This window comes from Reyranella sp. (assembly GCF_004297405.1).
Classification (GTDB): Bacteria; Pseudomonadota; Alphaproteobacteria; order Reyranellales; family Reyranellaceae; genus Reyranella.
Map to the genome: position 1 here is coordinate 819,150 of NZ_SCVC01000006.1, position 26,779 is coordinate 845,928.

The following is a 26,779-nucleotide window of genomic DNA, read 5'->3' on the forward strand; positions in this document are numbered from 1 at the left end:
AGGGCGGGCTCATCCGTGACCGCCTTCCAGATAGGCGGCGCGGACTTCCTGGTTTGCCAGCAGTTCGCGGCCGGTGCCGCTCAAGCGCACCCGTCCGTTCGCCAGCACATAGCCGCGATCGGCGAGCCTCAGCGCATGGAACGCATTCTGCTCCACCAGGAAGACCGTGACGTTCTCCTCACGGGCGATACGGCCGACGGCATCAAAGATCTGACGCACGATCAACGGCGCAAGGCCAAGTGACGGCTCATCGAGCAACAGCAGCCGCGGCCGGCTCATCAGCGCCCGGCCGATCGCCAGCATCTGCTGCTCGCCACCCGACAGCGTACCGCCGCGTTGCGTCCGCCGCTCGGCGAGCCGAGGGAACATCGTGAAGACACGATCGAGATCGCTGCTGAAATGCGCAGGATCGGCGAGCGTCGCCCCCATCTGCAGGTTCTCGAACACGCTCATGCGCGGGAAGATGCGTCGGCCTTCCGGCACCTGCGCCACGCCACGCCGCACAATCTCGTGCGTCTGAAGCGACGTGATCTCCTCGCCGTCGAACCGGATGCTGCCTGAGCGCGCCCGCGGATTGCCACAGATCGTCATCAGCAAGGTCGACTTGCCGGCTCCGTTGGCGCCGATCAGGGTCACGATCTCGCCGCGCGCGACGTCGAGGTCGACACCATGCAGGGCCTGGATCGCGCCATAGAAGGTGGTCAGTCCCTTCACCGACAGGATCGACGTCTCAGCCATCGATCGCCTCGTCGTCGGTGCCGAGGTAGGCGCGAATGACTGCCGGGTCGTTCTTGATCGCCGCCGGGTTGCCCTCGGCGATCTTGCGGCCATAGTCGAGCACGACGATGTGGTCGGATATGTTCATGACCACGCTCATGTCGTGCTCGATCAGCAGCACGCCGATACCGTCGCGATCGCGGATCGAGACCAGGAGTTCGTTGAGCTCTGCAGATTCGCGGGGATTGAGTCCGGCCGCCGGCTCGTCGAGGCAGAGAAGCTCGGGCTCGGTACACATGGCGCGGGCGATCTCGAGTCGCCTCTGCGCTCCGTAAGGGAGTTCGCCCGCCGGCCGGTCGGCGTCGGCGAGAAGCCTGATGCGCTCCAGCCAGCTTCGTGCCAATTCGACCGCAGCCTTCTCGGCATCGCGGTAACGCGCAATCCCCAGCAGGCCCAGGATGCTCCAGCCGGAGGCGCGCATCAGCTTGTTGTGCTGCGCGACCAGCAGATTCTCCAGCACGGTCATGCCGGGAAAGAGCCGGATGTTCTGAAAAGTCCGCGCCACCTTCGCGCGCTGCCCGATCTCATGGCCCAGCATGCGCTCCAGCAGGAATTCACCCCTGCCCCCGCGCAGCGTCAGCCGCCCGACGGTCGGCTTGTAGAAGCCGGTGATGCAGTTGAACACCGTGGTCTTGCCGGCGCCGTTGGGCCCGATGATCGCGGTGATCTCGCGCGGGCGGGCGGTGAAGGAGACATCGTCGATCGCCACCAGACCACCGAAGCGCATGGTCAGATGTTCGACCTCGATGAGCGGTGTGGCGGTAGCCACGCTCATCCGCTGCCTCCCGATCCGGCGGGATGCAGGCGAATGGAGGGTTCGCGATGGGCGATCAGTCCGCGCGGGCGGAATACCATGATCAGCACCATCGCCATTCCAAAGGCGAGCATGCGGTAGTTGCCGAGATCGCGGAACCACTCCGGCAGGCCAATCAGCAGGACCGCGGCCAGCACCACGCCGATCTGGCTGCCCATGCCGCCCAGCACCACGATGGCGAGGATGATCGCCGATTCGATGAACACGAAGCTCTCGGGGCTGATGAAGCGCTGCTTGGCGGCAAAGAACGACCCAGCGAAGCCCGCGAACATCGCGCCGATGGCGAAGGCCGTGAGCTTGGTGTTGGTCGGGTTGATGCCTAGCGCCCGGCAGGCGGTTTCGTCCTCACGCAACGCCTCCCAGGCGCGACCGACCGGCAGGCGGCGCATGCGTTGGGTGAACACGTTGGTGATCAGCGCCAGTACGAGGATGATGTAATAGAGGAAGATCAGGCGATGATTGCCGTCGAACGGAATGCCGAGCATTTCCGACACGGTCTGTTTGCCGGCCGGCGCCGTTTCGGCGAACACCGCTCCAAACAAGGTCGGCCCCGGAATTGAGCCAATGCCAGCCGGCCCGTTAGTCAGGTCGAACCAATTGAGCAGGATCAGGCGGATGATCTCGCCGAACCCCAGGGTCACGATGGCGAGGTAGTCGCCGCGCAGCCTGAGCACCGGGAAACCCAGCAATATGCCAAACAGCGCCGCCATCATGCCGGCGAGCGGCAGCACCGACCAGAAACCAAGGCCGTGCTGTGTGCTCAACAGCGCATAGGAATAAGCGCCCACCGCGTAGAAAGCGACGTAACCGAGATCGAGCAGGCCCGCGAGGCCGACGACGATGTTAAGCCCCCAGCCCAGCATCACGTAGGTCAGGATCAGCACGCCGAGATCCATCGTCTTCTGGTCGGCAAAGGGCGTGAACGGCATCACAACCGCCCCCGCCAGCAGCAACCAGCCGAACCATTTGGTACCGGCCGTGGAGAGTGCTCGCCCCGAGGGTGTGCGCGCCGCTTCGTTCACTGCACTGTTGGCCCAGGGCCAGATGGCGCGGATCACCAGGAGCACGCCGCCCAGCGCCACGAACCAGTGCAGGAAGCTCGAGGGCAGTTGCATCGGCGAGGCGCCCGCTGCGATCATCACGGCCCCTAGTGCAATCGCGGGCCACCGCAGGCCGTTCGCCGCCAGCGACAGGCCGAGACGTCCCACGAAGATCACGACGACAGCCACCGCGAGGTCGACGAGGTGGTAGTCGAAGGTAAGTCCGCGACCGATATCGACGGTACGGAAGCCAACGATGAAGATGCCGAGTGCCGCTCCGACGAAGGCGGTAAGGCCCGCGTCCTTCAGCATCTGGGGCAGACGCGAACCCATGCGTTCAGACCTTCTCGATCTCCGGTTTGCCGAGCAGTCCGGTCGGCCGGAAGATCAGCACCAGGACCAGGATCGCGAAGGCGGCAACGTCCTTGTACTCGCTGGAAAAATAGCCGGCCCAGAAGACCTCGATCAGGCCGATGAGCAGCCCGCCCAGCATGGCGCCCGGCAGCGAACCGATGCCGCCCAGCACGGCGGCGGTGAAGGCCTTGATGCCGGCGAGGAAGCCAATGAAGAAGTCGATGACGCCGTAGTACATCAGGAACAGCATGCCGGCGACGGCCGCCAGAGCAGCGCCCAGCACGAAGGTGAGCGAGATCGTGCGGTCGACATTGACGCCGAGCAGTGACGCCATCTTCATGTCCTGCTCGCAGGCTCGCTGCTGACGCCCGAGCGAGGTGCGCGCAATCAGCCAGGTGAAGCCCGCCATCAGCACGATCGTCACCACGACGATGATGATCTGCAGCCAGGTGACGCGAACGTCGAAGCCATCATCGGTGAAGAGATTGAATCCGCCCGAAACGATCTGCCCGCCCGGCTTGGGCCGCGCGCCCTGGGCGAGCTGCACGTAGTTCTGGAGGGCGATCGACACGCCGATGGCGGAGATCAACGGTGCGAGACGGAACGAACCGCGCAATGGTCGATAGGCCGTGCGTTCTATCGACCAGCCGTAGACGGCGGAAAAGGCCATCGCCAGCAACAGCACGAGGAGGATCGCGACCGGCGCCGAACCGATCCCCAGCATGCTGCAGATCATGAACCCGATGAGCGAGATGAACGCACCGATCATGAAAACTTCGCCGTGCGCGAAATTGATCATGCCGATGATGCCATAGACCATCGTGTACCCGATGGCGATCAGGCCGTAGATGGCGCCCAGCGTGATGGCGTTGATCAGCTGTTGCGTGAAGTACGCCATGTCTTGCTCTGACTCCCTGCCCTTGCGACGTACGATGCTTTCGCGGGCACTGGCAAGCGGTGTATTGAACGAACCTTGGGAGGAAATGGATGGACGATCTCAAGATGATCCGGGTGCAAATCGCGGACCACATTGCCGTCGTGACGATGGACAACCCGCCGGTGAATGCACAGAACGCCGAACTACAGGATGAGATGATCCGCGCCTTCGACCGGATCTCCGACCTCGACGAGGTGCGGGTCGCCGTCCTTACGGGCAAGGGCAAGTGCTTCTGTGCCGGCGTCGATATCAAGGCCCGCGCCGGCGCCCAGCGCGGACCGGGCGATGCCTGGCGCGGCATGCGCTATGCCCGCGAGTGCTTCCACGCCATCATGGAATGCAAGAAGCCGGTAATCGCCGCCATCAATGGCCCCGCGCTCGGCGCGGGCCTCGCGGTCGCGGCTTCCTGCGATATTCTCGTCGCCGGCGAGAGCGCCTCGGTCGGCCTGCCCGAGATCGATGTCGGCCTGATGGGCGGTGGACGCCACGCCATGCGCCTGTTCGGCCATTCGCGGGCGCGGCGCATGATGCTGACGGGCTATCGCGTGCCGGGCCCCGAGCTCTATCGGCTCGGCGTGGTCGAGGCCTGCGTGCCCGACGACAAGTTGATGGACACCGTGATGGACCTCGCCCGCCAGATCGCCGCCAAGAGCCCGATCGCCAGCGTCACGGCCAAGCATGCGCTGAACACGATCGAGGAGATGACCCTGCGCGACGGTTATCGCTTCGAGCAGAACATGACGGTGAACCTGCAGGGCACCGAGGATTCGAAGGAGGCGATGCGCGCCTTCATCGAGAAGCGTAAGCCCGTGTTCAAGGGCCGATGAGCCCTCTAGGGTGACGGCGATTTAGGTAAAGGATACATGGCACCTCCCTCCCACGACGTGATCGTCATCGGCGCCGGCCCCGCGGGCCTCACTGCCGCCACCGAAGCCGCGCGAGCCGGCCTCAAGGCCTTCTGCCTCGACAAGCTCGCGCCGGGCGGCGAGCTCGTGAATCTGGGCGAACTCCACGACTTCGAGGAGATGTTCAACGGCACCGACATGGCCGCGCGCCTCACCGACGATGCAGTCGTGGCGGGCGTCGAGATCGGCTTCGGCGAGGTGACGTCCATCACCGGAAGCGGCCCGTTCACCATCGAGACGGCGGACGGCGAGCAGCACGAAGGTCGCGCCATCGTCGTGGCGACTGGCCTGAACAAGGGCAAGCTCGGCGTCCCCGAGGAAGAAAATTACGAAGGCCGCGGCCTGTCGCACTGCGCGATCTGTGACGGCCCGCTTTATGCCGGCCAGTCCGTCATTGTCGCCGGCGCCACTGGCTGGGCGCCCTACGAGGCGGCGGCCCTCGTCGGCATCGCCAGCGACGTGACCCTGCTCGGCACGCCGGACGGCAAGGTCGCCGACGGCATCAAGACCCTGCCGGGCCGTATCGTCGGCCTTGGCGGCAGCAACGGTCTGGAGTCGGTGACCATCGAAAACGACGGCGCGCGAAACGACATTTCGGCCAACGCGGTGTTCGTCTATGTCGGCCAGTCTCCCGCTGCGGAATTCGTGCCGGATTCGCTTGCACGCGACGCCACCGGGCATATCGTTGTCGACGAACAGGGCCGGACCTCGGCGCCGCTGATCTTCGCGGTGGGTGACGTTCGGGCCGGAGCACGGCATTACATCGCCGACGCGATCGCCGACGGCCAGAAGGTGGCCAGGGAGATCGTGGCGGCGCTCAAGCCATAGCGGTGAGGAGCACGGGCATGCGTATCATCAACCCGACCTTTGGACTGGCGGCTGCCGGTGGCGCAAAGGTGGCGCTGAAACCCGTCAACTGGGCGACCGACGCCATCGCGCTCGTTTCCAACTCCAAGCCGAACGCCCGCGAACTGCTGTCCGGCATCCGCGACAAGCTCGGCGCGTTCCGAACGGTCGACAATATCGACTTCCTTTCCAAAAACAGCGCCAGCCAGCCGGCGCCAAAGGATCTGCTTCAGGAGGTCGCCGCGAAGTATCGCGGTGCCCTCCTCGCCATAGCGGATTGAGGAAGCTGTTCATCGTGGAGTTTCCACGACAGCATCGAACTCGAGAAGCTCGGCATCACGGCCTACGTGATCGCCACTGAAACTTTCAAGCCGCTGGTCCTCGCCCAGGCGAAGGCCCGCAAGGTCGAACCACGGCTGATCGTGGTGAAGCATCCGATCGGTGGCCTCAACGCGGAAGAGCTGCGTGAGCGCATCGAAGCGGCGACCAAGGGACTGAGCGAGGCGACGAAATGAAGGATATCGCCGAGCAGGAAGTGATCGACCTCGACGATATGGACGTCGAGGCGTTCAACGACTTCGCCACCGAACAGGGCTGGAGCGACGGCATGCCGCTCTATGTCCCGACCGAGGCCAAGGTCGCGAAGTTCGTCGAGACGGTGCGGGGCGACAACCGCCCCTACCCGCCCGTGCCGCCGCGCCAGATCGTGCCGACCCTGCAGGCGCTCGCGGCCAACGCCGTGATGGCCGGCTGCAAGCCGGAGTATTTCCCGGTCGTGACCGCAGCGCTGCGGGGCGTCCTCGATCCTGACTACAATCTCCACGGAACGCTCGCCACGACGCACTCCTGCGCGCCCATGGTGATGGTGAGCGGACCGGTCCGTCACGAACTCAAGATCAACTGCGGCTCGAATTGCTTCGGCCAGGGCTGGCAGGCCAATGCCACTATCGGCCGGGCACTCGGCCTCATGCTGCTGAACGTCGCCGGAGCCAAGCCGGGTGAGATGGACCGCTCGACCCAGGGCAATCCCGCCAAGTTCACCTTCTGCTTCGGCGAGAACGAGGAAGAGAATCCCTGGACGCCCTACCACGTCCAGCGCGGCTTCGCGCCGACCGACAGCGTGGTCACGGTCATGTCGGGCGAAGGCCCGCATAACCTCAACGACCATGGCAGCACCAGCGGCGACGGCCTGCTGACGACTTTTGCCGGCGGCATGGCGACGCCCGGCGCCAACACGATCTACGGCAAGGGCCCGATGTTCGTGATCATCGGCCCCGAACATGCCGCGACCTTGAAGCGCGACGGCTTTACGATCGAGAGCATCCGGCAGGAGCTTTTCGCTCGCTCGCGCGTCCATGTCTCGCGGATCTCGGCCGAGAACCAGGACACCTACATCAGCACGGGCCACAAGCCCGATGGGGACTGGTTCACGATTGCGCGGGCGCCGGAAGACATCCACATCACGGTGGCCGGCGGACCGGGCAAGCACTCGGCCTTCATCCCGTCCTTCGGCGGCACTACGGTCGCCTGCACGCGCATTGCGCGATGACGGAGTGGTGCGGCTGGCCGGTCGTCAGTGAGCAGACGAGCTGGGAAGACGCACAGCAGATCCTGACGGATGCCGAACTGTCGGACGGCCTGCCGTTGGTGCCGCCGACCGGCCGACGCCTCGACGCGATGGTCGCCGGCATCAAGGATCGCAGCGAAGCCCGCGGACTGATGCCGCCGATGTTCGGGGAAGTCAGCCCCGATGCCGTCGCCTATCAATGTGTCCTGGCTGGGTGCCGCCCTGCCGAATTGCCGGTCGTGCTGGCTGCTGCCGAAGCGACTCTCGAACCGGGCTTCAATCTCCTGGGCATCGCCACCACCACCGGCACTGCATGCGTCGCCCTCTGCCTGCACGGCCCCATAGCGCGCAAGCTGGGCGTAAATGCCGGCACCAACTGCCTCGGCCCCGGCAATCGCGCCAATGCCAGCATCGGGCGCGCGCTGCAGCTCGTCATCCGCAACATCGGCGGCGCACGTTCTGACGTCGGCGACATGGCGACCATGGGACAGCCGGGCAAATACAGCTTCTGCTTTGCCGAACGACACGACGGCCCCTTCCCCACGCTGACCGCTCGCCGTGGCCTCGGCAGCGACGCCAGCGCCCTCACCATCATGGGCGTCTCGGGCACGGCGGAGATACTGCCAGGCGACGGCGAAGGCGCGACGCCGGAAGCGATCCTCTCGCCAATTGCCGCGGGCATGCGCGCTGCGATCGTAATGTCGGGGATCAGCCGCAAGAACGAGCGTGGCGAACAGGTCGTCCTCCTGCCGCTGGAAATGGCCGAGAAGATCGTGCGTCACGACGCCTGGGACCTCGCGCGCGTGCAACGCCATCTCTTCGATGAGGGCCAGGGCGTCGCGCGTGCGCCCGAGGCGATCCATGTCATCGTGACCGGCGGCGCCGGTTACAAGATGAGCTATCTGCCGATCTGGGGCGGCGGCTCGGAGACGGTCACGCGTCCCCTCTAGGCTCTGCTACGCTTCGGAGAAACGCCCCATCCGCTTGGCCTCAGCCATCATCCGGCTTCTCATCCGGGCAACCTCGATGGCCTTAGCTTTCGCCGCGATCGCGGGCTTGGCCACGCGGCTGCTCGTTCGACCAGCCGTCAGCGACTGCTCCACAGGCAGACGCCGAGGCTGCTTTTGCCACAGCGGGACGGTACGCTTGGTGCCAAGCATCAGATCCTCCATCCGATCCACTCACATATGCCACGGCCCACCACCCATTCGAGGTCATGGCCTTTGAGCCACGGCAATTCCTCCGTAAACATGGTGACGCCCTGGCGGTAGTTACAAGGCAGACGCGACCAATCGGTTCCCCAAAAAGTACGCTTTGGTCCAAAGGCATCGAGTACGCGCTCGATATGTGCGTGTAGCGATTTGAAAGGATAAGCCTTGTCGTCCGCGTAGCACGGCAACGCTGAAACCTTGGCCGCCACATTCGGTCGCTTCGCCAATGCCAACACGTTGTCGAGCGTCGCGAAATTCGACGCCTCCGTGACGCCCTTGCCGCTCTTCAGCCCGAGATGATCGAGCACCAAGCGCAGCCCTGGATAACGTTCGGCGATGCCATCGGCGAGGTGCATGTACTCGTGATGAAACAGCACCATGGCGGGAATGCCTGCCTTCTCCATCTCGCCCCAGACCCAGTCGAAGCTGCCGTCGAGCAATGGCTTGCGCAGGATCTCCGTATGGAAAGTGAAACGCATGCCGAGCATGCCCTTCTGCTTCTTCCAGCCCGCGACCTGGCCGCGCGCGCCCGGCGCTTCGGGATCAAAGCGGCCCATGACGGCGAAGCGATCTGGGTGGTGCACCGCTGCATCGAGGGCGAGATCATTGCGATCGCCCTCCCACGATGGCGGCACCAGGATCACGCGATCGACGCCGGCCTTGTCCATCTCGGCCAGCAGCTCGTCCTTGCCCAACGGCGCGCGGTGAGGCTCGGCGCGGGCCGGCCACGGACGCTCAGGCGTATTGGCTGCCCAGATGTGCACCTGGGCATCAGCGATCAGCATTGAGACGACTCCCGTTCTAGCGCCAGCCGAGCGCTCGTCGCAGCAGACCGACGAATACCCACATCCCGAAGCCCCAGAAGGCATAGACGATCGGCACCACGACGACGCCGGGCAGGTTGAATCCGTTGCCGACTGGCAAACCCTTGATCGGCAGCACGATGAACCAGTTGACCAGGGTCACCACGATCCCAGCGAACAGGATCCAGCCGGTTGGGCCGTCCAGCCACACCGGCAGGCGCGGCACGATGTAGGCACCGACGATGCCCCACAGGCCGCCCCAGAACGCCGCCGACAGGATCAGGGGCACGCCGAACGGTGGCACCGGCCGCATGTTGTAGATGACGGAGCGGCCGAACCCGAGCTCGGTGGCGATGAAGAAGCCGAGCTGATGGAAGATCAGCACACTCAGGAAGCCCGCGATGAAACCCACGATGATCGTGCGCATCTCGTCTTTCCTTCGGTTACGCCTGCAGAGGTGGCCGTCGCTCGCGCCATGAACGCGCCTGTTCGAGCTGGGCTGCAAGCGAGAATAGCATCTCCTCCGCGCCAAGGCGGCCTACGAAATGCATACCTATCGGCAGCCCGTCGCCCGTCCACGCGAGCGGGACCGACATCGCTGGCACACCCGTCATGTTGCAGACGGACGTGAACGGCACCATCGGTGCCAATCCCTCCTCGTAAAGCGCGAGGCTGCCGTCCATGCGCACGGTCCCGAGCGGCAGATGCGTGCGCGCCACTGTCGGCGAAAGGAGGATATCGTAGCGCTCGAAGAAGCTGCCGAGCTGCCGGCCGGTGCGATGGAACGTCTGAACGGCGCGGATATAGGTATCTGCGCTGATCTTGCTGCCCGCTTCGGCGGTGAGCCGGGTCGCCGATTCGAGATCGCCCGCCCCCGGCACGCGGCCGTTGGCGCGTAGCTGAATGTTGGTGAATGTGTTGGCGGCCATGACCGTTCCGAACGCCGCACCCATCGCCGCGCCATCGAGTTCGGGCTCAGCTTGCTCGACATGATGGCCGAGCTCGCTCAACAGGGCTGCCGTCTGCTCGACACCTGCGACCAGCGCCGGATCGAGCGGCACTCTGCCTTTGAGCGCATGCATGAAGGCGATCCGCAGCCGCCCGGGCGGCCGTTGGGTGGCGTCAAGGAAGCTGCCACTGGCAGGAGGCGTGCTGTAGGGATCGCCGGGCGCATCGCCGGCAATGGCATCGAGCAGCGCTGCGCTGTCACGCACCGAGATCGAGACGCCGAGTTGCGCGCCTGCCCCGGCAAGAGTCTCGCCGAGCGGCGCCAGGCTCACGCGGCCACGCGATGGCTTCAGGCCGAACAAGCCACAAAGTGATGCCGGAATGCGGATCGAACCACCACCATCCGTGGCATGCGCGACAGGCAGAGCCCGCGCCGCAACGACGGCCGCGGAGCCGCCTGACGATCCGCCGGGAGAAAGGTCGTCGCGCCAGGGACTCACCGTTGCGCCGCCAAAGGCCGGCTCAGTCGTGGGCGCCAGGCCGAACTCGCTGGTGTTGCTCCGGCCCACAATCACAAGGCCAGCCCGACGCATCCTCGCGACCGCCGTACTGTCGGCGGCTGCAACGGGCTCCTTGGCGAAGAACCTCGAGCCCAGGGTGGTTGCCGTCCCGGCACAATCGGCCATGAGCTGCTTGACCACGAAGGGAATGCCCTGAAACGGCCCCTCGCCGGCCGCGGCAATCGACCGTTCGAGCAGATCGCCTTCGTAGAAATCCGTGATCGCGTTCAGCCTGCCGTTGACGGCGCGCAATCGCGCGAGCGTGGCGTCCAGCAGTTCACGCGCGCCGACCTTCCGGGTCTTGATCAGATCCGCGACGGCGAGCGCATCGAGCGTCGCAAATAGGTTCTCCACGACGTCAGTTCCGCCAGCGCTCGATATTGGCCGCGACGAAGGCATCGTCATGCAATTCGGGATAGGTCGCATAGAGCCGGTCGATGCCGGCGCTTTGCCCTTCGCTCAGCTTCTCGTGCGGATCGAGGCATTCGATCGACGTCAGCAACCCCTGCCGCCGCAGGATTTCGTGGCAGCCCGGAATGCAGCCGGCGAAGTCGTGATCGACATCGAAGACGACGCTGTTGCAGTCGGTCACGAAGGAATCGAGCGCCAGCACTTCGGGAGGAATGGCGCCGGCCGAAACCGACAGCTTCAGCCGCTCCAGCATCTTCACTGCCCCGCGTGTCCAGACACTCCAGTGCCCCAGCAAGCCGCCCTGGAAACGCAGAGTGACCTCGCGATTGCCAGTGCGTACGACCATCGGTGTCACGAGATCAGCGACGATGTGATCGTCATTGCCGGTGTAGAGCGTGATCCGATCCTCGGCCTGCGCCGTTGCAATGCCGAAGCAGACATCGAGGGTGCGGTAGCGATTGAAGGGCGCGACCTTAATCGCCACGACATTGTCGATCGCGGCAAAGCGAGCCCAGAAGGCGCGCGATAGCGGAATGCCACCCACCGCCGTCTGCAGGTAGAAGCCGATCAGCGGCATTTCCCTGGCCACGGCCGTGCAATGCTCGATCAGCTCGTCCTCGCTCGCACCCTTCAAGGCGGCGAGCGACAGAAGAACGGCGTGATAGCCGAGCGAGCGAGCGGTCCGTGCCTCCTCGACCGCCTGCGCGGTCTTGCCGACAGCGCCTGCGATCATCACCAAGGGCCGGTCGGTCCAGTCGCGCGCCGTCTCGATGGCGAGTTCCAGCACCGGCTTGTAGAGCCCGACCTCGCGAATCGCGAACTGGGTCGAATGCACGCCGACCGCCAGACCGCCGGAACCGGCATCGAGGTAGTAGCGGCTGATGGCACGTTGCGAGCGCTGGTCGAACTTGCGGTCGGTGTCGAGCGCCAGCGGGTGCGCCGGGATCACCGTGCCTTGCCGCAGGAGAGACAGGACAGGCGCCGGCAGGTCGCGCCAGTGGAGAGCCTTGTCGGTCGTCATGATCGTATCCTAACCCAGTTCCGGACCGGCGAGAGCAAAGACATGGCCGGGATCGTCGAGCCCCTTCGCCTCGCCCAAGGTCATTCGCATATAGCCTCGCGGCGACGTTGCGCCCTGCGCCTCGAGCCATTCCCGCACTGCGCGATGCGCGTCCGGTACGTCGATGATGAAAGGACCAGGCGCCGCCGCTGCGGCCTTCGATATCAACGCCAGCGCGACGGCTTCGCTGTCGGCCACGACAGGGCCCAACGATGTGGCCGTCCTGCCTTCGCGTCCCAGCACGAAGCCCACGATCTTGCTGGCCGCATCCTCGGCGATCCACGCCCGCGCCGGCTGGCGCAGCGCGAGATGCACCAGGATGGATGGCCGCTCCATGCCGGTGAGCGGTCGGTCGTAAGTCGCGAGGCGTGGCAGGTCTGCGTGGGCAATCGGCCGAACCGTGACGCCCTGGGGAGGCGCCACCGCCCCGCCCGCCGCACGGTCGAAATGCCAGCGGGCGATGCGATAGAGATCGCGGAAGCCGAGGCCGAGATAAATCGGCCGGCCCTGATCAGTCGCATCGAGACCGGCGACGGCACCGGCCGAGCGGACCTCCTCGATGCAGCGTTTCAACAGCTCCGTCCCGACTCCACCCCGGCGCCGCGCCTGCGTGACCAGCACCATGCTGATCCAGGCGAGTTTCTGTCCCAGCGGCAGGACCAGCGAACTCGCCTGCCATGTGCCGTCGGCGCCGGTACAGCCGAAACCGCGACCGGCACCCAACATGAAGCGCCAGTCGGCGATGTTCTGGTTCCAGCCGGCTTCGATCGACAGCGGCCATACCGCGTCGCTTTGCTCCGGCGCGATCGGCCTGACGTCGAGCGCGTCAGTATTTGCCATCGCGCACCTCGTAATGCGTCGGCTTGTTCAAGGTGACCATGTCGCGTTCCAGCCAGTCCGCCGTCCACTCGATCATCTTCGACAGCGGTACGCTAGGCGGCCCGAACTCCTTGGCCATGCGGCTGGCATCGTTCAGCCAGCCGGTCGGCGCTTCCTTGCCGGTGAGCGTCGGGATCTTGCCTAAAAGCTTGCCGAACTCCGCGGCAAGCCAGCGGATCTCGATGGTTTCGAGGCCGGTCACGTTGATCGGCGTGGTCGGCGTGGTGGCGCGCGCGAGGCAGCGCAGCGCCACGGTGTTGGCATCGCCCTGCCAGATCACATTGACATGGCCCATCGAGAGATCGATCGGTTCGCCATCGCGCACTTTGCGGCCGACGTCGTGCAGCACGCCGTAGCGCATGTCGATGGCGTAGTTCAGCCGGAACAGCCGGCCCGGCGTGCCATGTTGCGCGGAGAAGTACTCGAACATGCGCTCGCGGCCGACGCAGGAGTTGGCGTAGTCGCCCGACGGCGGCACGGGCGCCACGTCCTCGGTCGCCCCGCCGCTTTCGACGGGCACGAAGGGATAAACGCAGCCCGTCGAGAAGACGACGATGCGCGACTCCCTGAAGACCTCCGCCACCATGGCTGGCACCTGGACGTTCATTGCCCAGGTGAGCGGCACATTGCCCGTTGCGCCGAACTTACGGCCGGCCATGAAGACGACGTTGGTAGCCTTCGGCAGTTGCTCCAGTGCAGCACGATCCAGCAGGTCGGCGGCGATCGGCTCGACACCCGCCTTCTCCAGCGCCTCGCGCACGCCGGGCTCGCTGAAACGCGCGACGCCCATCACGCGCTTGGTTGGCGCGGCGCGCTTGGCCATGCGGGCAAGGGTCGGACCCATCTTGCCACCGACGCCCAGAACCATGATGTCGCCCGGCGTCGCGGCCAGGTCGGCCACGAGTTCGGCCGACGGCGCGGTCATGAAATCCTCGACCGCCTCGACGCTTGCGAAGCCGGCGGGAAGATTGGCGCTCATGTCTTGCCTCCGGGATGGGCGGGCTGCAGCCGGTCCTTAGGCGCCGCCGGCATCGCCCGCAACGCTGCAAAGTCGAGATCGACGCCGACCGCGAAGCCCGGACATCCCAGCGAACCCAGCGCCAGTTTGCCTCCCTTGGCACGCAGTCGCGCCGGCCGGCCGGGCTGCCGCTCGTAGAGATCGGGATGGGCCTTCACGAAGGCCGTCTGCTCCGCCTCGGAGGCCGACGACATGCCGTCGATGAAGTGATGGGCGTTGCGCTCGACATGCGTGAGGCCGAGCAGCGAGACCAGGGCCAGGTCCTGCTGGACGCTGACGCCGGGTTGCGTCGTCAGGTCCTCGGCCGACATGAAGTAGCCCGGCCCGAGCTTGGCCACGCGGGCGCCGTTCAGGATCGACTTGTAGAAGCCCTTGCAGTTCTTGCTGGAAACGCCGGCATAGCCGAGCTTGAGCGCCTGCGGGAACGTCGAGAGTTCACCGTCGGATTCGTCGATGATCACCGGGCGGTACTTTGCCAGTGCCGTGACCGGGCGGCTCAACGCCGCCTGACGCTTGATCGGCTGCTCGATGAACAGCGTCGCCTTCACCATCTTCGCCAGCGCCGGCGTCTCCTCGACCTTGCGCCAGAGCTCGACGATGCCGTCGACGTCGTCGTACTGCTCGTTGCCGTCGAAGGTGACGCGATAGTCGCCGGCGCCGGCATCGAGGACGGCGGCGATGCGGGTCAGCCGGTCGAGATCGGCACGGACATCGCCGCCGACCTTCAGCTTGTAGTAGCGGCCGCCATAGTACGACACGACCTCTTCCAGCGTTTCCGGCAGGCCGTCGTTCACCCGCTCCGACGCCGGCCGCTCGGCCGTCGTCAGCGGATCGACGAGGCCCACGGTATGGCGAAGATCGATGGACGTGCTCGGCTTCAGGCCTGCCAGGAAAGCGGCCAGATGCGTGGCGTCGATATCGGGCGTGAGGTCGGTCGCCTCGATGCCCGGCACGTTCGCCGCGATCATCTGGGCAAAGGACTGGCCGGTGATCTTGCCCAAGGCGTCGATGATCGCCCGATCCAGCAGCGCCGGACCATAGGAAGCGACCAGCGGGTTCAATCCCAGCTCGGCGCCGCGGGCGATCTGCTGGCGGTAGGCGCCGGCATAGAGACCGAACGGCGTGGCGAAGCCCTGCGCCGTGTAGTGCTCGATGGCGAGCTGCAACGCCTGGCGAAGCTGGTCGAGGTTCTGGGCATCGGAGAACTCGGGGCTCTTCTCGAACCACTTGGCGCCCAGCGCTTCCGCCGCGACGCCCTCGCCGGTCCGGCCGTCCTCCAGCGCGATGCGCACGCGGATGATCGCCTGGATGCCCTGGGTGACCGTGATCACGCCGAAGCGGAACGGCAGACGCAGGCGATGATCGCGCTCGAACCGATCGACCGCCTCCAGTTTCACTTTCATACGTCTTGCTCCAGCAGCCCCTGCACATAGCCGATCATGCGCGCCGCGCAGGTCGGCCCGTCGGGCTCGTAGATAAAGGGTTCCATGGCGACCCAGCCGGTATAGCCGGTCTCGCGCAACGCGCCGACGACGGAAGCGAACCTATCGTCGCCCTGCCCCGGCCCCCGCTTGTTGCGGTCGTTGAACTGCACGTGCGCCATCAGGCCCGTCGGCATCCAGCGCCGGATGGCGTCGGCCACCGGCTCCTTCTCTTCCAGGCTGCTGGCGAGTGTGTCGACCATGATCCTGAAAGCAGGGTTGGCGATGCGGCGCGCCACAGCCGCCCCTTCGGCCAGCGTATTGACGAAGTTGCAGTCCGGCCGGGCGAGCGGCTCCAGGCAATAGACCACGCCTGCTTTTTGCGACGCCTCGGCAGCCTTGGCCCAGGCCTCCTCGGCGCGCTTGCCATCGTCGGTGTCCGTCACCCGGCGCTGCGCTGGCGAACCATGGACAAGGTAGGCGCCGCCCAATTCCGCGCAGAGGTCGACCAAATGGCACAGGACATCGACGCTTCGTTGCCAGACCACCTTGTCGGCGGTGGTGATCGACAGGCCTGTCGGCGCCGCCAGCAGCCAGTGCAGTCCACTCACCTCGATCCCGGCATCGCTGCAAGCGCGCCGGATCTCGCTGCGCTTCGCCGCCGGCATCTGCCAGGCATCGTCGCCCAAGGTGAAGGGCGCGACTTCGAGGCCGCGGTAGCCGAGGCTCGCCGCCAACACACATTGACGCTCGAAAGAGAGTTCGCGGATCACTTCATTGCACAGAGAGAGCTTCACGGACGATCCTCGCCTTGACGGGCAAATCCGCGTTCGCCAGTCTCACATCATGTGCGCACATACTAACAGCGAGACAAAACCGGTGAAGCGATTCATCGCTGCCAGCGCATGACGAAATTTTCGAGCCTCAGCCGACAATACTGGCCAACGATCGCCCTGTTCGCCTTCCTTTTAGCCTGCTGGCAACTCGCCGTGAGCCTGGGCGGCATCCGCGAATACCTCCTGCCCTCGCCGCTCTCCGTCTGGAATGCGCTGTGGCACAGTGAGATCGGCTGGTCCCAGCATCTGTGGACGACGACGATCGAGATCATCGGCGCCTTTCTGCTGGCGGCCGTCGTTGGCGTGGCACTTGGCGTGGCAATTGCCTGGTCACCGCTGATTGCCAATGCACTGGTGCCCTTCCTGGTGTTCGTGAACACGCTGCCCAAGGTGGCGATCGCGCCCCTGTTCCTGATCTGGATGGGCTACGGCATCTTTCCCAACATGCTGATGGGGGCACTCATCGGCTTCTTCCCGGTGGTCATCAACACCGCTGTCGGCTTGAGCCAGGTCGAAGCCGACATGCTCGACCTCGGCCGCGTCTTCAACGCGCCGAAATGGAAGATCTTCGCCAAGATCCGTATCCCCAACGCCCTGCCCTACATCCTGAGCGCGCTCAAGATCACGGCGACCGCCGCCGTCGTCGGCGCCATCGTCGGCGAGTTCGTCGCCTCGCAGAAGGGCCTGGGCTACGTCATCACCACAACGCAGAGCAGTATGAATACGGCTGTGGCCTTCGCCGCGCTGATCTGGATATCGATCGTCGGACTGCTGCTCTATGGCGCCGTCGTCCTGCTGGCGCAGCTTTGGGCGCCGTGGGCCGAGGGCGTCGACTGATTACGGGGAAGGGTAAAGGGAGAAAATCATGAAGAGGACATTGTCGTTGGCCCTGGCCGCGCTGATCGCGGGCACGGGCACTGCCTCGGCGCAGGAGAAATTCACGTTCGCGCTGAACTGGTTCGCCGTCGGCGACCACGCGGCCTACTGGGTCGCTCTCGACAAGGGCTACTACAAGGCCAAGGGCCTCGACGTGACCTTGGAGAACTCCAAGGGCTCCGGCGATTCGATCGCCAAGGTCGATACCGGCCGCGCCGATGCCGGTCTGGCCGATGCTGCCGTGGTGATCGCCTCGATCGGCCGCGGCACTACGATCAAGACCGTGGGCATGGTGTTCGACAAGACGCCGCTCAACATCTTCAGCCTGAAGGACAAGCCGCTCACCAAGCCCAAGGATCTCGAGGGCAAGACCCTGGGCGCCCCTCCGGGCGACAGCCAGCGTCAGATGTTCCCGGCTTTCGCCAAGGTGAACGGCATCGACGTCAGCAAGGTCTCATGGGTGAACATCGAGCCGGCGGCCAAGATCGCCGCCGTCGCCGAGAAGCGCATGGACGGCGTCGGCGATTATTCGACCGGCCTGCCGCTCTATGAGAAGGCCGCCGGCAAGGGCAACGTGGTGATGATGCCGTGGGCCGATTTCGGCTTCGACATGTACTCGATGTCGATCATTGCCAGCGCCAAGACGATGAAGGATCGCCCGGCCGTGCTGAAGGCCTTCCTCGAAGCCTCCTACATGGGCTGGCGCGATGTGATGGCCGATCCGAAAGCGGCCATGGAGATCTTCAAGAAGCGCGTCCCCGAAGTCGATGTCGAGGTGATGACGCCCAACATGCTGATCGGGCTCGGCCTGATGAAGACCGAACGCTACGCCAAGAACGGCATCGGCTGGATCGACTCGAAGAAGATGTGCGACTCGGTCGATCTCGTGAACACCTACATGGGCTTGCCGAAGAAGGTCGAGTGCAAGGACACCTATTCGACCGACTTCTTCACCAAAGTCGCGATGCCCAGCACCAGCAACTGATCCAGGCGTTCGCGTAGCGTGACCAAGGTACTGATCGACCTCGACCAGGTCGGCATGACGTATGAGGCGGCGAGCGGCCCTGTCGAGGCCCTCGCCGGCATCACTTCTGCCATCGGCGCCGGCGAGTTCGTCTCGCTGGTCGGCCCGAGCGGCTGCGGAAAGTCGACTCTGCTCAGGATCGTGGCCGGGCTGCGACCCGCCACATCGGGCACGGTCGCGGTCTCCGGCCGGGCGGTAACGCAGCCGATCCCCGACATCGGCATGGTCTTCCAGGCGCCGATCCTGCTGAAATGGCGGTCGATCCTGGAGAACGTGCTGCTGCCGGCCGAGCTTGCCGGCAAGGATGCCAAGGCGCTGCGACCTCGGGCCGAGCAGCTTCTCGAGATGGCCGGTCTCGGCGGCTTCGGCCCCAAGCTGCCGCGCGAATTGTCGGGCGGCATGCAGCAGCGTGCCGCGCTCTGCCGCGCCCTGCTGCTCGATCCCCCGCTCCTCTTGATGGACGAGCCGTTCGGCGCCCTGGACGCCATGACACGGGACGACATGGCGCTCGAGCTGCTGCGCATCTGGGGTGAGAAGGACCTGGCCCAGGAGGCCCGCAAGACGGTCCTGTTCGTCACCCATTCGATCCCCGAGGCCGTGTTCCTGTCCGACCGTGTCCTCGTCATGTCGGCCCGGCCCGGCCGCATTGCCGCGGACCTGCGCATCGACCTGCCCCGCCCGCGCACGGTCGAACTCCGGGCCTCCGAGGCCTTCGGCAAACTCACCCTGGAGATTTTCCGAGCCCTGACAGGCCGCACCGAAGGTGCAGCCGGAACCGCCTGAGATCCGCCTACAGGTCGCGTCTCATGAAGTGCGACGTGGCAGAGAGCCCGTAGCCAATACGCTCGTAGAAGGCCCGGGCGGCGTCCCGGTCAGTACGGGTATACAGGACCACCGACGCCAGGCCCCGATCGCGCGCCCAAGCCTCGGCTTCTTGCATCAGGGCCGCACCCACCCCGTTACCGCGCAGGCCGGCGTCCACCACGAGTGACTGGACAACCGCCTCGCAAGGCTTCTCCAGGGCAGGCCGCTCGAAAACATGCAGCAGCCCGACAATCTTTCCATCGACAACGGCTACTCTGACGCTGTGATCCGATGCTTTCCGGACGCGATCGAGGCGCCCACGGACCTCCTGCTCGTCGAGTTCGTAGCCGAGCTGGCCCAGCAAAACGGCTACCGCCGACAGGTCGGCTGGTTGAACATCGCGAACGATCATTGCGTATTTGTACTGCCAGGACCCTTCGCCGCAACGGTTGGCGTGGCCCGCCTCGCCTGTTAAGACGCCGCGGAAATAGCCAGGAGAAGATATGGCCACCGCCGCGACCCCGATGAAGAGTGCCGCCAAGGGCATTTCCGCCGACGCCAAGCCGTTCGACTGGGAAGATCCCTTCTTCCTCGACGACCAGCTCACCGAGGAGGAAGTCGCGATCCGCGATGCCGCGCGCGACTACTGCCAGGACAAGCTGATGCCGCGCGTGCTGCTGGCCAATCGCAACGAGAAGTTCGACCGCGAGATCATGAACGAGTTCGGCGCCCTCGGCCTGCTCGGCTCGACGATCCCCGAGAAGTACGGCTGCGCCGGCGCCAACTACACGACCTACGGCCTGGTGGCGCGCGAGGTCGAGCGTGTCGACTCCGGCTACCGCTCGGCGATGAGCGTGCAGTCCTCGCTGGTCATGCATCCGATCTACGCCTACGGCAGCGAAGAGCAGCGCATGAAGTACCTGCCCAAGCTCGCGACCGGCGAGTGGGTCGGTTGCTTCGGCCTCACCGAGCCCGATCACGGCTCCGACCCCGGTGGCATGAAGACCCGCGCCGTGACGGTGCCGGGCGGCTTCAAGCTCTCCGGCTCCAAGATGTGGATCACCAATTCGCCAATCGCCGACGTGCTGGTGATCTGGGCCAAGCTCGACGGCGGCGCGATCCGCGGCTTCATTCTGGAGCGTAGCTGGAAGGGCATCGAGACGCCCAAGATCGAAGGCAAGTTCAGCCTGCGCGCCTCGACGACCGGCGCCATCATGCTCGACGAGGTCTTCGTGCCGGTCGAGAACCTGATGCCCAACGTCTCGGGCCTCGGCGGTCCGTTCGGCTGCCTCAACAACGCCCGCTACGGCATTGCCTGGGGCGCCATGGGCGCTGCGGAGTTCTGCTGGAAGCAGGCGCGCAACTACACGCTCGACCGCAAGCAGTTCGGCCGGCCGCTGGCCGCCAACCAGCTCATCCAGAAGAAGCTCGCCGACATGCAGACCGAGATCGCCATCGGCCTGCAGGCCTGTCTGCGCGTCGGCCGCCTGAAGGACCAGGGCCACGCCCAGCCGGAGATGATCTCCCTGATCAAGCGCAACAACTGCGGCAAGGCGCTGGATATCGCCCGCGTCGCCCGCGACATGCACGGCGGCAACGGCGTGTCGGACGAGTATCACGTGATCCGCCACGTCATGAACCTCGAGGCGGTGAACACCTACGAGGGTACGCACGACGTGCATGCACTGATCCTCGGCCGCGCCATGACCGGCATCCAGGCGTTCAGCGCCGGAGCGTAACCGGCGTGGATCTCCCTCCCCCCGGCGACATCGCAATCGTCGTCGCCGGGGCACTGGCTGCGGGTTTCGTCAACGGATTGAGCGGCACCGGCTATGCGCTGGTGGCGCTGGGCTTCTGGCTGCAGGCCATGTCGCCGCTGACTGCCGCCCCCCTGACCGCCCTCTGCAGCGTCGCCGGCCACATACAATCGCTGCCGCGCATCTGGAGCGGGATCCGCTGGCCGCGGCTCTGGCCTTTTCTCCTCGCCGGAGCGATCGGCGTGCCGATCGGCACCATGCTCCTCGAAGATGTCCGGCCGCAGCCGCTGAAGGTTGGCGTCGGCATCCTGCTGATCGTCTACAGCGCCTGGATGGCCTTCGTGCGCCGCCCGCCCATCGTCACCGGTGGCGGCCGCGTCGCTGACGCCGCGGTAGGTCTGGTCGGCGGCGTGCTGGGAGGCATGGCGAGCCTGAGCGGCCCCGCCCCCACGATCTGGGCGCAGCTTCGCGGCTACGGCAAGAACGAGCAGCGCGGCGTCAACCAGCCCTTCAACATGAGCGTGCTCTTCCTCGCGTTGATCTCCGCCGGCATCGCGGGCTTTCTCGATCGGACCTTCTTCATCTGGGCGGCGATCTGCGTGCCCACGACCTTGATCGGGGCGCGGATCGGCCTCGCCCTCTACGGCCGCATCGACGATACGCAGTTCCGCCGGATCCTGCTTGCGCTGCTGGCCTTCTCGGGAGCAACGCTGATCGTATCGTCGCTGCGATGACGGGGCGTTAGCCCGCCAGGCCTTTCAGGCAGCCGCTCTCGGCAAGTATCGGCTCCAGTCCTGCAGCGCCTTTGGCAGCAGCATACTTGCGTCGGATCTCCGCGAGTGACCGCGCATGGTACTTCTGCGGCTCCTGCGTCCACTCCGAGCCACCGAGCGTCGTCGTGAAGCTCTTGTCGCCGCGTTCGATCGCCTGGGCGTTCGCCTGCGACCACGGCAGGAAGAGATCCGCCACTTCCTCCTTGAGTAGCGGCATCAGGGTCGGCGAAAGCGCCGCCAACGTCTCGAAGGAACCCTCGACCTTGGGCGACAGCATGCGCTTCACCCAGGCCATCACATGCGGCGCCGACGCCCGCAGGAGCGCGCCCGGCGTCGGATCGGTCGCGGCCTCGTAGAGCTGACCCCACAGACCGAAGTCCGCCATCGCCGGCCGGCCGCCCAGAACATAGGGTCGTGTCGCGAGATGAGCGTCGAGCAGCGCCGCCGCCTTCTTGAACGAGGCTTCGATCAACGGCTGGGTCTTGTCGTTCGAGCCGACGAAGCCCCGGCGGCCCAGCATGCGCTCGGCGACGGCGGCCCGCGCCTGCGCAACGGCCAGCGTACCCTCCGCCCCTATCATCTGCTGCGCAATGCGTTCCGCGGTCGACCAGGCATCCGGCTGGTAGCGCCAGCGATAGTGGAACATCCATTTGTTGCCCCACTCGTCGCCATACTCCTCCAGCAGCGCCGAGACGAAGGCGAGCGCGGGATCGTCCGGTATCACCGAGGGGTCGCCGTGCTTGGCCTCGATGCGCTCCAGGATCGGTGTGGAATCCTGGAGGCCTTCGTCTTCGGGCGTCACAACCAGCGGAACCAGCGGCAGCTTGGCGTATTTCTGGAACTCGGCCTGTACGGCCGGCGAGCGCGGAATCCAGGTGTGCTCGATGCCCTTGAAACGGAAGAAGGAGCGCACCTTCACCGAGTATGGCGACAGCTCGGAGCCGAAAATACGATAGGCGTTCGTCATCGCTTCAGATCCACCGCTTGCGTTTCAACCAGAAGAAGATGCCGCCCACGACCATGACGACCATGAACCAGAAGAAATAGTAGCCGTATTTCCAGCCCAGCTCCGGCATGTTGCCGACGTCGCGCTCGAAGTTCATGCCGTAGATGCCGGCGAGAAAACTCAGGGGCATGAAGAAGACGGTGATGATCGCCATCGTCTTCATCACCTCGGACATGCGGTTCGAGGAGTCCATCAGATAGACTTCCATCAGGCTGTTCGTCATTTCGCGATAGCTCTCGACCAGTTCGAGCACGGCCACCGCATGGTCGAAACAGTCGCGCAGGTAGGTGCGCGTCTCCGGCATGATGAACGGCACGTCGGGGCGCATCACCGCGAGCACCGTCTCGCGCTCCGCCCACTGGATGCGATGGAAGGCGACCAGCGCGCGTCGTGCCTGATGGATGTGATAGAGCGTGTCCTGCGTCGGACGTTCCAGCGCCTCGTCCTCGAGCTGTTCGAGATGGTTCGACACCGCCTCGATCAACGGGAACTTGCGGTCGACCACGAGATCGATCAGCGCATAGACGAGATAGTCGATGCCGAAGGTCCGCAGCCGCGAGCCCGCCGTCTGGATGCGGTCACGCACCGGCTTGAACATGTCGACCTTGTGATCGTGGAAGGAGATCACATAGTTGTCGCCGAAGAAGATGCTGACCTGCCGAGAGGTCAGCGCGCCGTCCTCGTAGCTCGGGTCGTTGAGGACGATGAAGCCCTGCCCCTCGTAGAGATCGAGCTTGCTGCGCTGGTTGGCGTGGAAGACGTCTTCCATGGCCAGCGGATGCAGGTTGAAGGCCATGCCGAGGTTGCGCAGCATCTCGGAACTCGGTCGGCCGGCAACGTCGATCCAGGTATGGCCGGGCGTGCCGAGATGGAAGCGACATTCGTCGACCTCCACCCCATGCACGACCTGGACATCATCCGGGGTGTACTCGACCAAAGTGAAGTCGAGTGCCTCGTCGGGGACCGGCGCACGGCCGGCTAGCGTTCCAGGAGCGGTGCCCGGCTTGGTGTGCCGGTGGATGATGCCGTCCATGCGTCCCCCAGGCTTTCCCCGAGTTCAGGGTCTCAGACTTCTTCCATCACCTGCACGTCGGGACGGCCGGCAAGGTAGTCACCGAGCTTGCGGCCGAGTTCCTTGAAGTGCGGCGCTGCCCGATGGGCTTCGAGCGCTGCCTGGTTTTCGTAGCGTTCCAGCATGACATAGACATTAACGTCGGCCGTCTTGTGCAGGGCGTAGAGCTTGTTGCCCGGCTCGTCGGCCTGCACCTTGGCCTGCAGGGCCTTCATCGTCGCCTCGAAGTCGGCATTGGTACCGGGCTTGATGGTGAGCTTCGCGATAACGCCAATCATAGTCTCTCCTCCGTCGGCTACTGCGGCCGCTTTTTGACAAGGTACTTGTGCTCGCCGTCGCACACCAGCTCGCCCGACTGGTTATGGATGGTGAGCTTCAGGATGGCCACGCCGGTGGTGCGACCGGGCTTGAGCTCGGTGATCTCCAGCATGGGATAGAGCGTGTCGCCGACATAGACCGGCTTCAGGAAGCGCGACGACTGCTCCAGGAAGCCGATCAGCGACTCGCCCACGATATGGGGGAAGATGCCTCCGCCCGCCGCGCCCTGGATCGCGACCTGCAGACCGTGTGCCAGCATGTCCCGATGGCCCAGCGCCTTGCAGTATTCGCGGTCGTAATGGATCGGATGGTTGTCGCCGCTGGCCAGCTGGAAGGCCGAGAACAGCGCCTCCGTCTGGGTGCGCGAGTTGATGTAGAACTTCTGCCCGACCTTCAGATCCTCGAACCAGTGCGCCGGCCCGAAGCGATGCTCGGCCGGATCGAAGGGTTTGGTATTGGCGTCCGCCATCGGATGTCTCCTCTTTACCTTAGCTTCCGTCAGGCGGCCTTGGCCTTGCGGCCCATCCCGTCGAACTGGTCGAACATGCGTTCGCGCCAGCTATGTACGGGATCGTCGTTCTCCAGCAGCACCAGCGGGCTGGTCGCATAGGCCCACATGAAGGTGCCGAACAGGGCGTAGTCGGCATAGTTGGAGGTCGCGCCGCCCAGGAACTTCTGCTCGCGCAACACGCGACGCGCCGGCTCCAGCGCAGTCCTCAGGGTCGAGACCCCCTTCTCCCGCGCTCGCGCCTGGAAGCCCGCGAAGTCCGCAGTCCCTAAGCGCTTGCCGCGCGACTCGATGATGTAGGCCTTGTCCTCCGGGCGCACGCGATCCACCAGATCGGCGACCACCAGCGGGAACACCTGGGCGTTGATCGTCACGTCCGTCCAGCCGTTGGTGAACTGCCCCGCCAGCCGCTCCTGCTCGTTGGCGAACAGCGGCTTGTCTGGATAGGCCTTGTCGAGATGGCAGGCGATCGCCCAGCTATCCTTCACCGCCACTTCGCCATCCTTGATCACCGGCAGAAGCTGGGCATCGGCGAAGGCGATCTTGTGCTTTTCGGTGAAGCCCGTCGGCTCGTCTTTCCACGCCAGCCCCTTGTGGGCCAAAGCGAACTTGGCGCGCCAGCAGAACGGGCTGGGGCGGCGGTCATTCTGAAAGACGAGGTCATAAAGCGTGATCATCTACACTATCCGTTGAACTTTACGCGTGACTGGGAGCGTTGAGGCGTTGGCTCCAAGAGTAGAGCGGATCGTCTGTTTGAAGCAGCGCAAATCGGCTCGACTGCTCCGCCCAATGGAACGCCGCAGCGACCATGAAATCCGCCATGCCCGGCGTCGCGCCATGCAGGTTGCCGTTCTGCTTCACCGTGAGACGCAAGGGATCGAGTGCCTTCTGAAAAGCCGGCAATCGCGCCGCGCGCGTCTCGTTCAATTTCTCTAGCGGCCCGAAGCGTGGTGCGCGCGTGCGGCGGATGTAGGCGCGATCTTCCTCATCGATATGGTCGAGCATGTCGAACAGGATGAAGCTCGCGATCTCCGGCGTGAGCCAAAGGCCACACCAGTTGTTAAAGTAGCGTGCGAGCGCGCGTCCCGCGTCGCCGCCGAACAGTGACGGCCGGTCGGGATAGGTCTCTTCGAGATGGTTGGCGATGCGCCAGGAGTCGACCACGACCTTGTCGCCATCGACCAGCACCGGGACGGTCTGCGACTTGGCGAAAGCGATTGCCTCCTTGTCGACAAAGCGCACCAGCTCAATGCGGTCGACAGCGAGGCCCTTGTGCCTGAGAGCAAGATGGACGCGTTGGCCGAACGGGCTGAGCTGACGCCCGTCCAGCGACTTCAGATCGTAGAGGGTGCGACCCCCTGCCCGTGGATTACTTGCCATCCAGCATCTGAACGATGCCGGAGAAATCCTTGCCGCCGTGGCCCGAGTTGACGAACAGGTTGAAGAGCTGAGCGGCTTCGGCACCGAGCGGCGTGCTGGCGCCGGCGGCATTGGCGGCCTGCTGGGCCAGCACCAGGTCCTTCAGCATCATCGCCGCCGTGAAGCCCGCCTGGTAGTCGCGGTTGGCGGGCGACGTCGGCACGGGGCCCGGCACTGGGCAATAGTTGGTGAGCGACCAGCACTGGCCCGACGAGGTCGAGGCTACGTCGAACAGCTTTTGCGCATCGAGGCCCAGGCGCTTGGCCAGCATGAAGGCTTCGCTGACGGCGATCATGGAGACGCCCAGCACCATGTTGTTGCAGATCTTGGCCGCCTGGCCGTTTCCGCTGCCGCCGGCATGAACGATGTTCTTGCCCATCTTCTCCAATACAGCTTTGGCCTTGGCGAAGGCGCCGTCCTTGCCGCCGACCATGAAGGTGAGCGTCCCGGCAGTGGCGCCGCCGACACCACCCGACACCGGCGCGTCGATCATCTCCATGCCGGCCTTGTCGGCGAGCGCGGCGACATGACGGGCGCTGTCGACATCGATGGTCGAGCAGTCGATCAGGAGCGTGCCCTTGGCGACGTTGGGCAGTACGTCCTTCTCATAGACCTCGCGCACATGCTTGCCGGCTGGCAGCATGGTGACGACGATCTCGGCTCCCTTCACCGCCTCGGCGGCGGAGGCCGCCTTGTGCGCGCCCTTCTCGACCGCCGTGTTGAGCGCCGCGTCCGACAGGTCGAACGCCGTCACATGATGCTGTGCCTTGGCCAGATTGGCGGCCATCGGGCCGCCCATGTTGCCGAGGCCGATGAAGGCGATTTTCGCCATGGT

Annotated in this window: 32 protein-coding genes; 11 read left to right on the plus strand and 21 right to left on the minus strand. The window is 65.2% G+C overall.

Annotated features, from left to right (window positions below):
- Positions 1 to 9 precede the first annotated feature (9 nt).
- Genes EPO50_RS06370 through EPO50_RS06385 form a run of 4 tightly spaced genes read right to left on the minus strand, consistent with a single transcriptional unit; the run spans position 10 to position 3,883 of the window.
- A complete protein-coding gene (locus EPO50_RS06370) occupies positions 10 to 738 on the minus strand; it encodes an ABC transporter ATP-binding protein (protein ID WP_296342090.1) in 729 nt (242 codons plus the stop codon).
- Entirely contained in the window at positions 731 to 1,552 is an 822-nt protein-coding gene (locus EPO50_RS06375) for an ABC transporter ATP-binding protein (protein ID WP_296342092.1), read from the minus strand. Before EPO50_RS06375 ends, EPO50_RS06370 begins: the two co-directional genes overlap by 8 nt.
- Complete coding sequence (livM, locus tag EPO50_RS06380; protein ID WP_296342094.1) at positions 1,549 to 2,964, minus strand: high-affinity branched-chain amino acid ABC transporter permease LivM; 1,416 nt, start codon at positions 2,962 to 2,964, stop codon at positions 1,549 to 1,551. The genes EPO50_RS06375 and livM overlap by 4 nt, the downstream gene beginning before the upstream one ends.
- Positions 2,965 to 2,968: 4 nt before the next feature.
- Positions 2,969 to 3,883, minus strand: a complete 915-nt coding sequence (locus tag EPO50_RS06385) for a branched-chain amino acid ABC transporter permease LivH (RefSeq protein WP_296342096.1) — start codon at positions 3,881 to 3,883, stop codon at positions 2,969 to 2,971.
- An 89-nt stretch (positions 3,884 to 3,972) separates the two neighbouring features.
- On the opposite strand from EPO50_RS06385, the gene EPO50_RS06390 reads away from it, so the two are divergent.
- The 6 genes from EPO50_RS06390 (at position 3,973) to EPO50_RS06415 (ending at position 8,190) form a co-directional block, all read left to right on the plus strand.
- Complete coding sequence (locus tag EPO50_RS06390) at positions 3,973 to 4,749, plus strand: enoyl-CoA hydratase/isomerase family protein (RefSeq protein ID WP_296342098.1); 777 nt, start codon at positions 3,973 to 3,975, stop codon at positions 4,747 to 4,749.
- Positions 4,750 to 4,785: 36 nt separating this feature from the next.
- Positions 4,786 to 5,655: an FAD-dependent oxidoreductase gene (locus EPO50_RS06395; RefSeq protein ID WP_296342099.1), complete on the plus strand. Its 870-nt coding sequence runs from the start codon at positions 4,786 to 4,788 to the stop codon at positions 5,653 to 5,655.
- Between the two features lie 17 nt (positions 5,656 to 5,672).
- A complete protein-coding gene (locus EPO50_RS06400; RefSeq protein ID WP_296342101.1) occupies positions 5,673 to 5,954 on the plus strand; it encodes a hypothetical protein in 282 nt (93 codons plus the stop codon).
- Positions 5,955 to 6,020: 66 nt separating this feature from the next.
- On the plus strand, positions 6,021 to 6,188 hold the full coding sequence (locus EPO50_RS06405) for a hypothetical protein (RefSeq protein ID WP_296342103.1): 168 nt from the start codon (positions 6,021 to 6,023) through the stop codon (positions 6,186 to 6,188).
- Complete coding sequence (locus EPO50_RS06410; RefSeq protein ID WP_296342105.1) at positions 6,185 to 7,222, plus strand: hypothetical protein; 1,038 nt, start codon at positions 6,185 to 6,187, stop codon at positions 7,220 to 7,222. Before EPO50_RS06405 ends, EPO50_RS06410 begins: the two co-directional genes overlap by 4 nt.
- Positions 7,219 to 8,190: a hypothetical protein gene (locus EPO50_RS06415; RefSeq protein WP_296342107.1), complete on the plus strand. Its 972-nt coding sequence runs from the start codon at positions 7,219 to 7,221 to the stop codon at positions 8,188 to 8,190. Before EPO50_RS06410 ends, EPO50_RS06415 begins: the two co-directional genes overlap by 4 nt.
- A gap of 6 nt (positions 8,191 to 8,196) precedes the next feature.
- Here EPO50_RS06415 and EPO50_RS06420 read toward each other — a convergent pair whose 3' ends face one another.
- From EPO50_RS06420 to EPO50_RS06460, 9 genes are read right to left on the minus strand one after another with little or no spacing between them, the layout of a single operon-like run.
- Positions 8,197 to 8,400: a hypothetical protein gene (locus EPO50_RS06420; RefSeq protein ID WP_296342109.1), complete on the minus strand. Its 204-nt coding sequence runs from the start codon at positions 8,398 to 8,400 to the stop codon at positions 8,197 to 8,199.
- Positions 8,400 to 9,236: an amidohydrolase gene (locus EPO50_RS06425; protein WP_296342110.1), complete on the minus strand. Its 837-nt coding sequence runs from the start codon at positions 9,234 to 9,236 to the stop codon at positions 8,400 to 8,402. Before EPO50_RS06425 ends, EPO50_RS06420 begins: the two co-directional genes overlap by 1 nt.
- A gap of 16 nt (positions 9,237 to 9,252) precedes the next feature.
- Positions 9,253 to 9,681 carry a hypothetical protein gene (locus EPO50_RS06430; protein ID WP_296342112.1) on the minus strand — a complete coding sequence of 143 codons (429 nt, stop codon included), beginning with the start codon at positions 9,679 to 9,681 and terminating at the stop codon, positions 9,253 to 9,255.
- Positions 9,682 to 9,697: 16 nt separating this feature from the next.
- On the minus strand, positions 9,698 to 11,116 hold the full coding sequence (locus EPO50_RS06435; RefSeq protein WP_296342115.1) for an amidase: 1,419 nt from the start codon (positions 11,114 to 11,116) through the stop codon (positions 9,698 to 9,700).
- A gap of 4 nt (positions 11,117 to 11,120) precedes the next feature.
- On the minus strand, positions 11,121 to 12,194 hold the full coding sequence (locus EPO50_RS06440; protein ID WP_296342117.1) for a dihydrodipicolinate synthase family protein: 1,074 nt from the start codon (positions 12,192 to 12,194) through the stop codon (positions 11,121 to 11,123).
- Between the two features lie 9 nt (positions 12,195 to 12,203).
- Positions 12,204 to 13,073, minus strand: a complete 870-nt coding sequence (locus EPO50_RS06445; RefSeq protein WP_296342118.1) for a GNAT family N-acetyltransferase — start codon at positions 13,071 to 13,073, stop codon at positions 12,204 to 12,206.
- Positions 13,060 to 14,091 carry an NAD(P)-dependent oxidoreductase gene (locus EPO50_RS06450; RefSeq protein WP_296342121.1) on the minus strand — a complete coding sequence of 344 codons (1,032 nt, stop codon included), beginning with the start codon at positions 14,089 to 14,091 and terminating at the stop codon, positions 13,060 to 13,062. Before EPO50_RS06450 ends, EPO50_RS06445 begins: the two co-directional genes overlap by 14 nt.
- A complete protein-coding gene (locus tag EPO50_RS06455) occupies positions 14,088 to 15,533 on the minus strand; it encodes a mandelate racemase (protein ID WP_296342123.1) in 1,446 nt (481 codons plus the stop codon). Before EPO50_RS06455 ends, EPO50_RS06450 begins: the two co-directional genes overlap by 4 nt.
- Complete coding sequence (locus EPO50_RS06460; protein ID WP_296342125.1) at positions 15,530 to 16,348, minus strand: sugar phosphate isomerase/epimerase; 819 nt, start codon at positions 16,346 to 16,348, stop codon at positions 15,530 to 15,532. The genes EPO50_RS06455 and EPO50_RS06460 overlap by 4 nt, the downstream gene beginning before the upstream one ends.
- Before the next feature lie 108 nt (positions 16,349 to 16,456).
- Here EPO50_RS06460 and EPO50_RS06465 point away from each other — a divergent pair, with 108 nt between their 5' ends.
- From EPO50_RS06465 to EPO50_RS06475, 3 genes are read left to right on the plus strand one after another with little or no spacing between them, the layout of a single operon-like run.
- The gene (locus tag EPO50_RS06465) at positions 16,457 to 17,224 is read left to right on the plus strand and encodes an ABC transporter permease (protein WP_296342127.1); all 768 of its coding nucleotides are present in this window, start codon (positions 16,457 to 16,459) and stop codon (positions 17,222 to 17,224) included.
- A 28-nt stretch (positions 17,225 to 17,252) separates the two neighbouring features.
- Positions 17,253 to 18,248 (plus strand): ABC transporter substrate-binding protein, encoded by a 996-nt coding sequence (locus tag EPO50_RS06470; protein WP_296342128.1) that lies wholly within the window; start codon positions 17,253 to 17,255, stop codon positions 18,246 to 18,248.
- Positions 18,249 to 18,266: 18 nt separating this feature from the next.
- On the plus strand, positions 18,267 to 19,070 hold the full coding sequence (locus tag EPO50_RS06475; protein WP_296342130.1) for an ABC transporter ATP-binding protein: 804 nt from the start codon (positions 18,267 to 18,269) through the stop codon (positions 19,068 to 19,070).
- Between the two features lie 7 nt (positions 19,071 to 19,077).
- On the opposite strand, the gene EPO50_RS06480 is transcribed toward EPO50_RS06475, so the two are convergent.
- Positions 19,078 to 19,632, minus strand: coding sequence for a GNAT family N-acetyltransferase (locus tag EPO50_RS06480; RefSeq protein ID WP_296342132.1), 555 nt, complete (start codon positions 19,630 to 19,632; stop codon positions 19,078 to 19,080).
- On the opposite strand from EPO50_RS06480, the gene EPO50_RS06485 reads away from it, so the two are divergent.
- Together EPO50_RS06485 and EPO50_RS06490 are read left to right on the plus strand one after the other, a co-directional pair.
- Positions 19,616 to 20,830, plus strand: coding sequence for an acyl-CoA dehydrogenase (locus EPO50_RS06485; protein ID WP_296342342.1), 1,215 nt, complete (start codon positions 19,616 to 19,618; stop codon positions 20,828 to 20,830). The genes EPO50_RS06480 and EPO50_RS06485 overlap by 17 nt on opposite strands.
- A gap of 5 nt (positions 20,831 to 20,835) precedes the next feature.
- Positions 20,836 to 21,582, plus strand: a complete 747-nt coding sequence (locus tag EPO50_RS06490; protein WP_296342134.1) for a sulfite exporter TauE/SafE family protein — start codon at positions 20,836 to 20,838, stop codon at positions 21,580 to 21,582.
- 7 nt (positions 21,583 to 21,589) lie between these two features.
- Here EPO50_RS06490 and EPO50_RS06495 read toward each other — a convergent pair whose 3' ends face one another.
- From EPO50_RS06495 to mmsB, 7 genes are read right to left on the minus strand one after another with little or no spacing between them, the layout of a single operon-like run.
- Positions 21,590 to 22,588, minus strand: coding sequence for a glutathione S-transferase family protein (locus EPO50_RS06495; protein WP_296342136.1), 999 nt, complete (start codon positions 22,586 to 22,588; stop codon positions 21,590 to 21,592).
- A gap of 4 nt (positions 22,589 to 22,592) precedes the next feature.
- A complete protein-coding gene (gene corA, locus EPO50_RS06500) occupies positions 22,593 to 23,660 on the minus strand; it encodes a magnesium/cobalt transporter CorA (RefSeq protein WP_296342138.1) in 1,068 nt (355 codons plus the stop codon).
- Between the two features lie 32 nt (positions 23,661 to 23,692).
- Positions 23,693 to 23,977, minus strand: coding sequence for a putative quinol monooxygenase (locus tag EPO50_RS06505; protein ID WP_020695661.1), 285 nt, complete (start codon positions 23,975 to 23,977; stop codon positions 23,693 to 23,695).
- 17 nt (positions 23,978 to 23,994) lie between these two features.
- Complete coding sequence (locus EPO50_RS06510) at positions 23,995 to 24,486, minus strand: MaoC family dehydratase (protein ID WP_296342142.1); 492 nt, start codon at positions 24,484 to 24,486, stop codon at positions 23,995 to 23,997.
- 29 nt (positions 24,487 to 24,515) lie between these two features.
- A complete protein-coding gene (locus EPO50_RS06515) occupies positions 24,516 to 25,202 on the minus strand; it encodes a glutathione S-transferase N-terminal domain-containing protein (RefSeq protein WP_296342144.1) in 687 nt (228 codons plus the stop codon).
- A 19-nt stretch (positions 25,203 to 25,221) separates the two neighbouring features.
- Positions 25,222 to 25,905 carry a glutathione S-transferase N-terminal domain-containing protein gene (locus EPO50_RS06520; protein ID WP_296342146.1) on the minus strand — a complete coding sequence of 228 codons (684 nt, stop codon included), beginning with the start codon at positions 25,903 to 25,905 and terminating at the stop codon, positions 25,222 to 25,224.
- Positions 25,895 to 26,776: a 3-hydroxyisobutyrate dehydrogenase gene (gene mmsB / locus EPO50_RS06525; RefSeq protein ID WP_296342149.1), complete on the minus strand. Its 882-nt coding sequence runs from the start codon at positions 26,774 to 26,776 to the stop codon at positions 25,895 to 25,897. The genes EPO50_RS06520 and mmsB overlap by 11 nt, the downstream gene beginning before the upstream one ends.
- Positions 26,777 to 26,779: the final 3 nt, after the last annotated feature.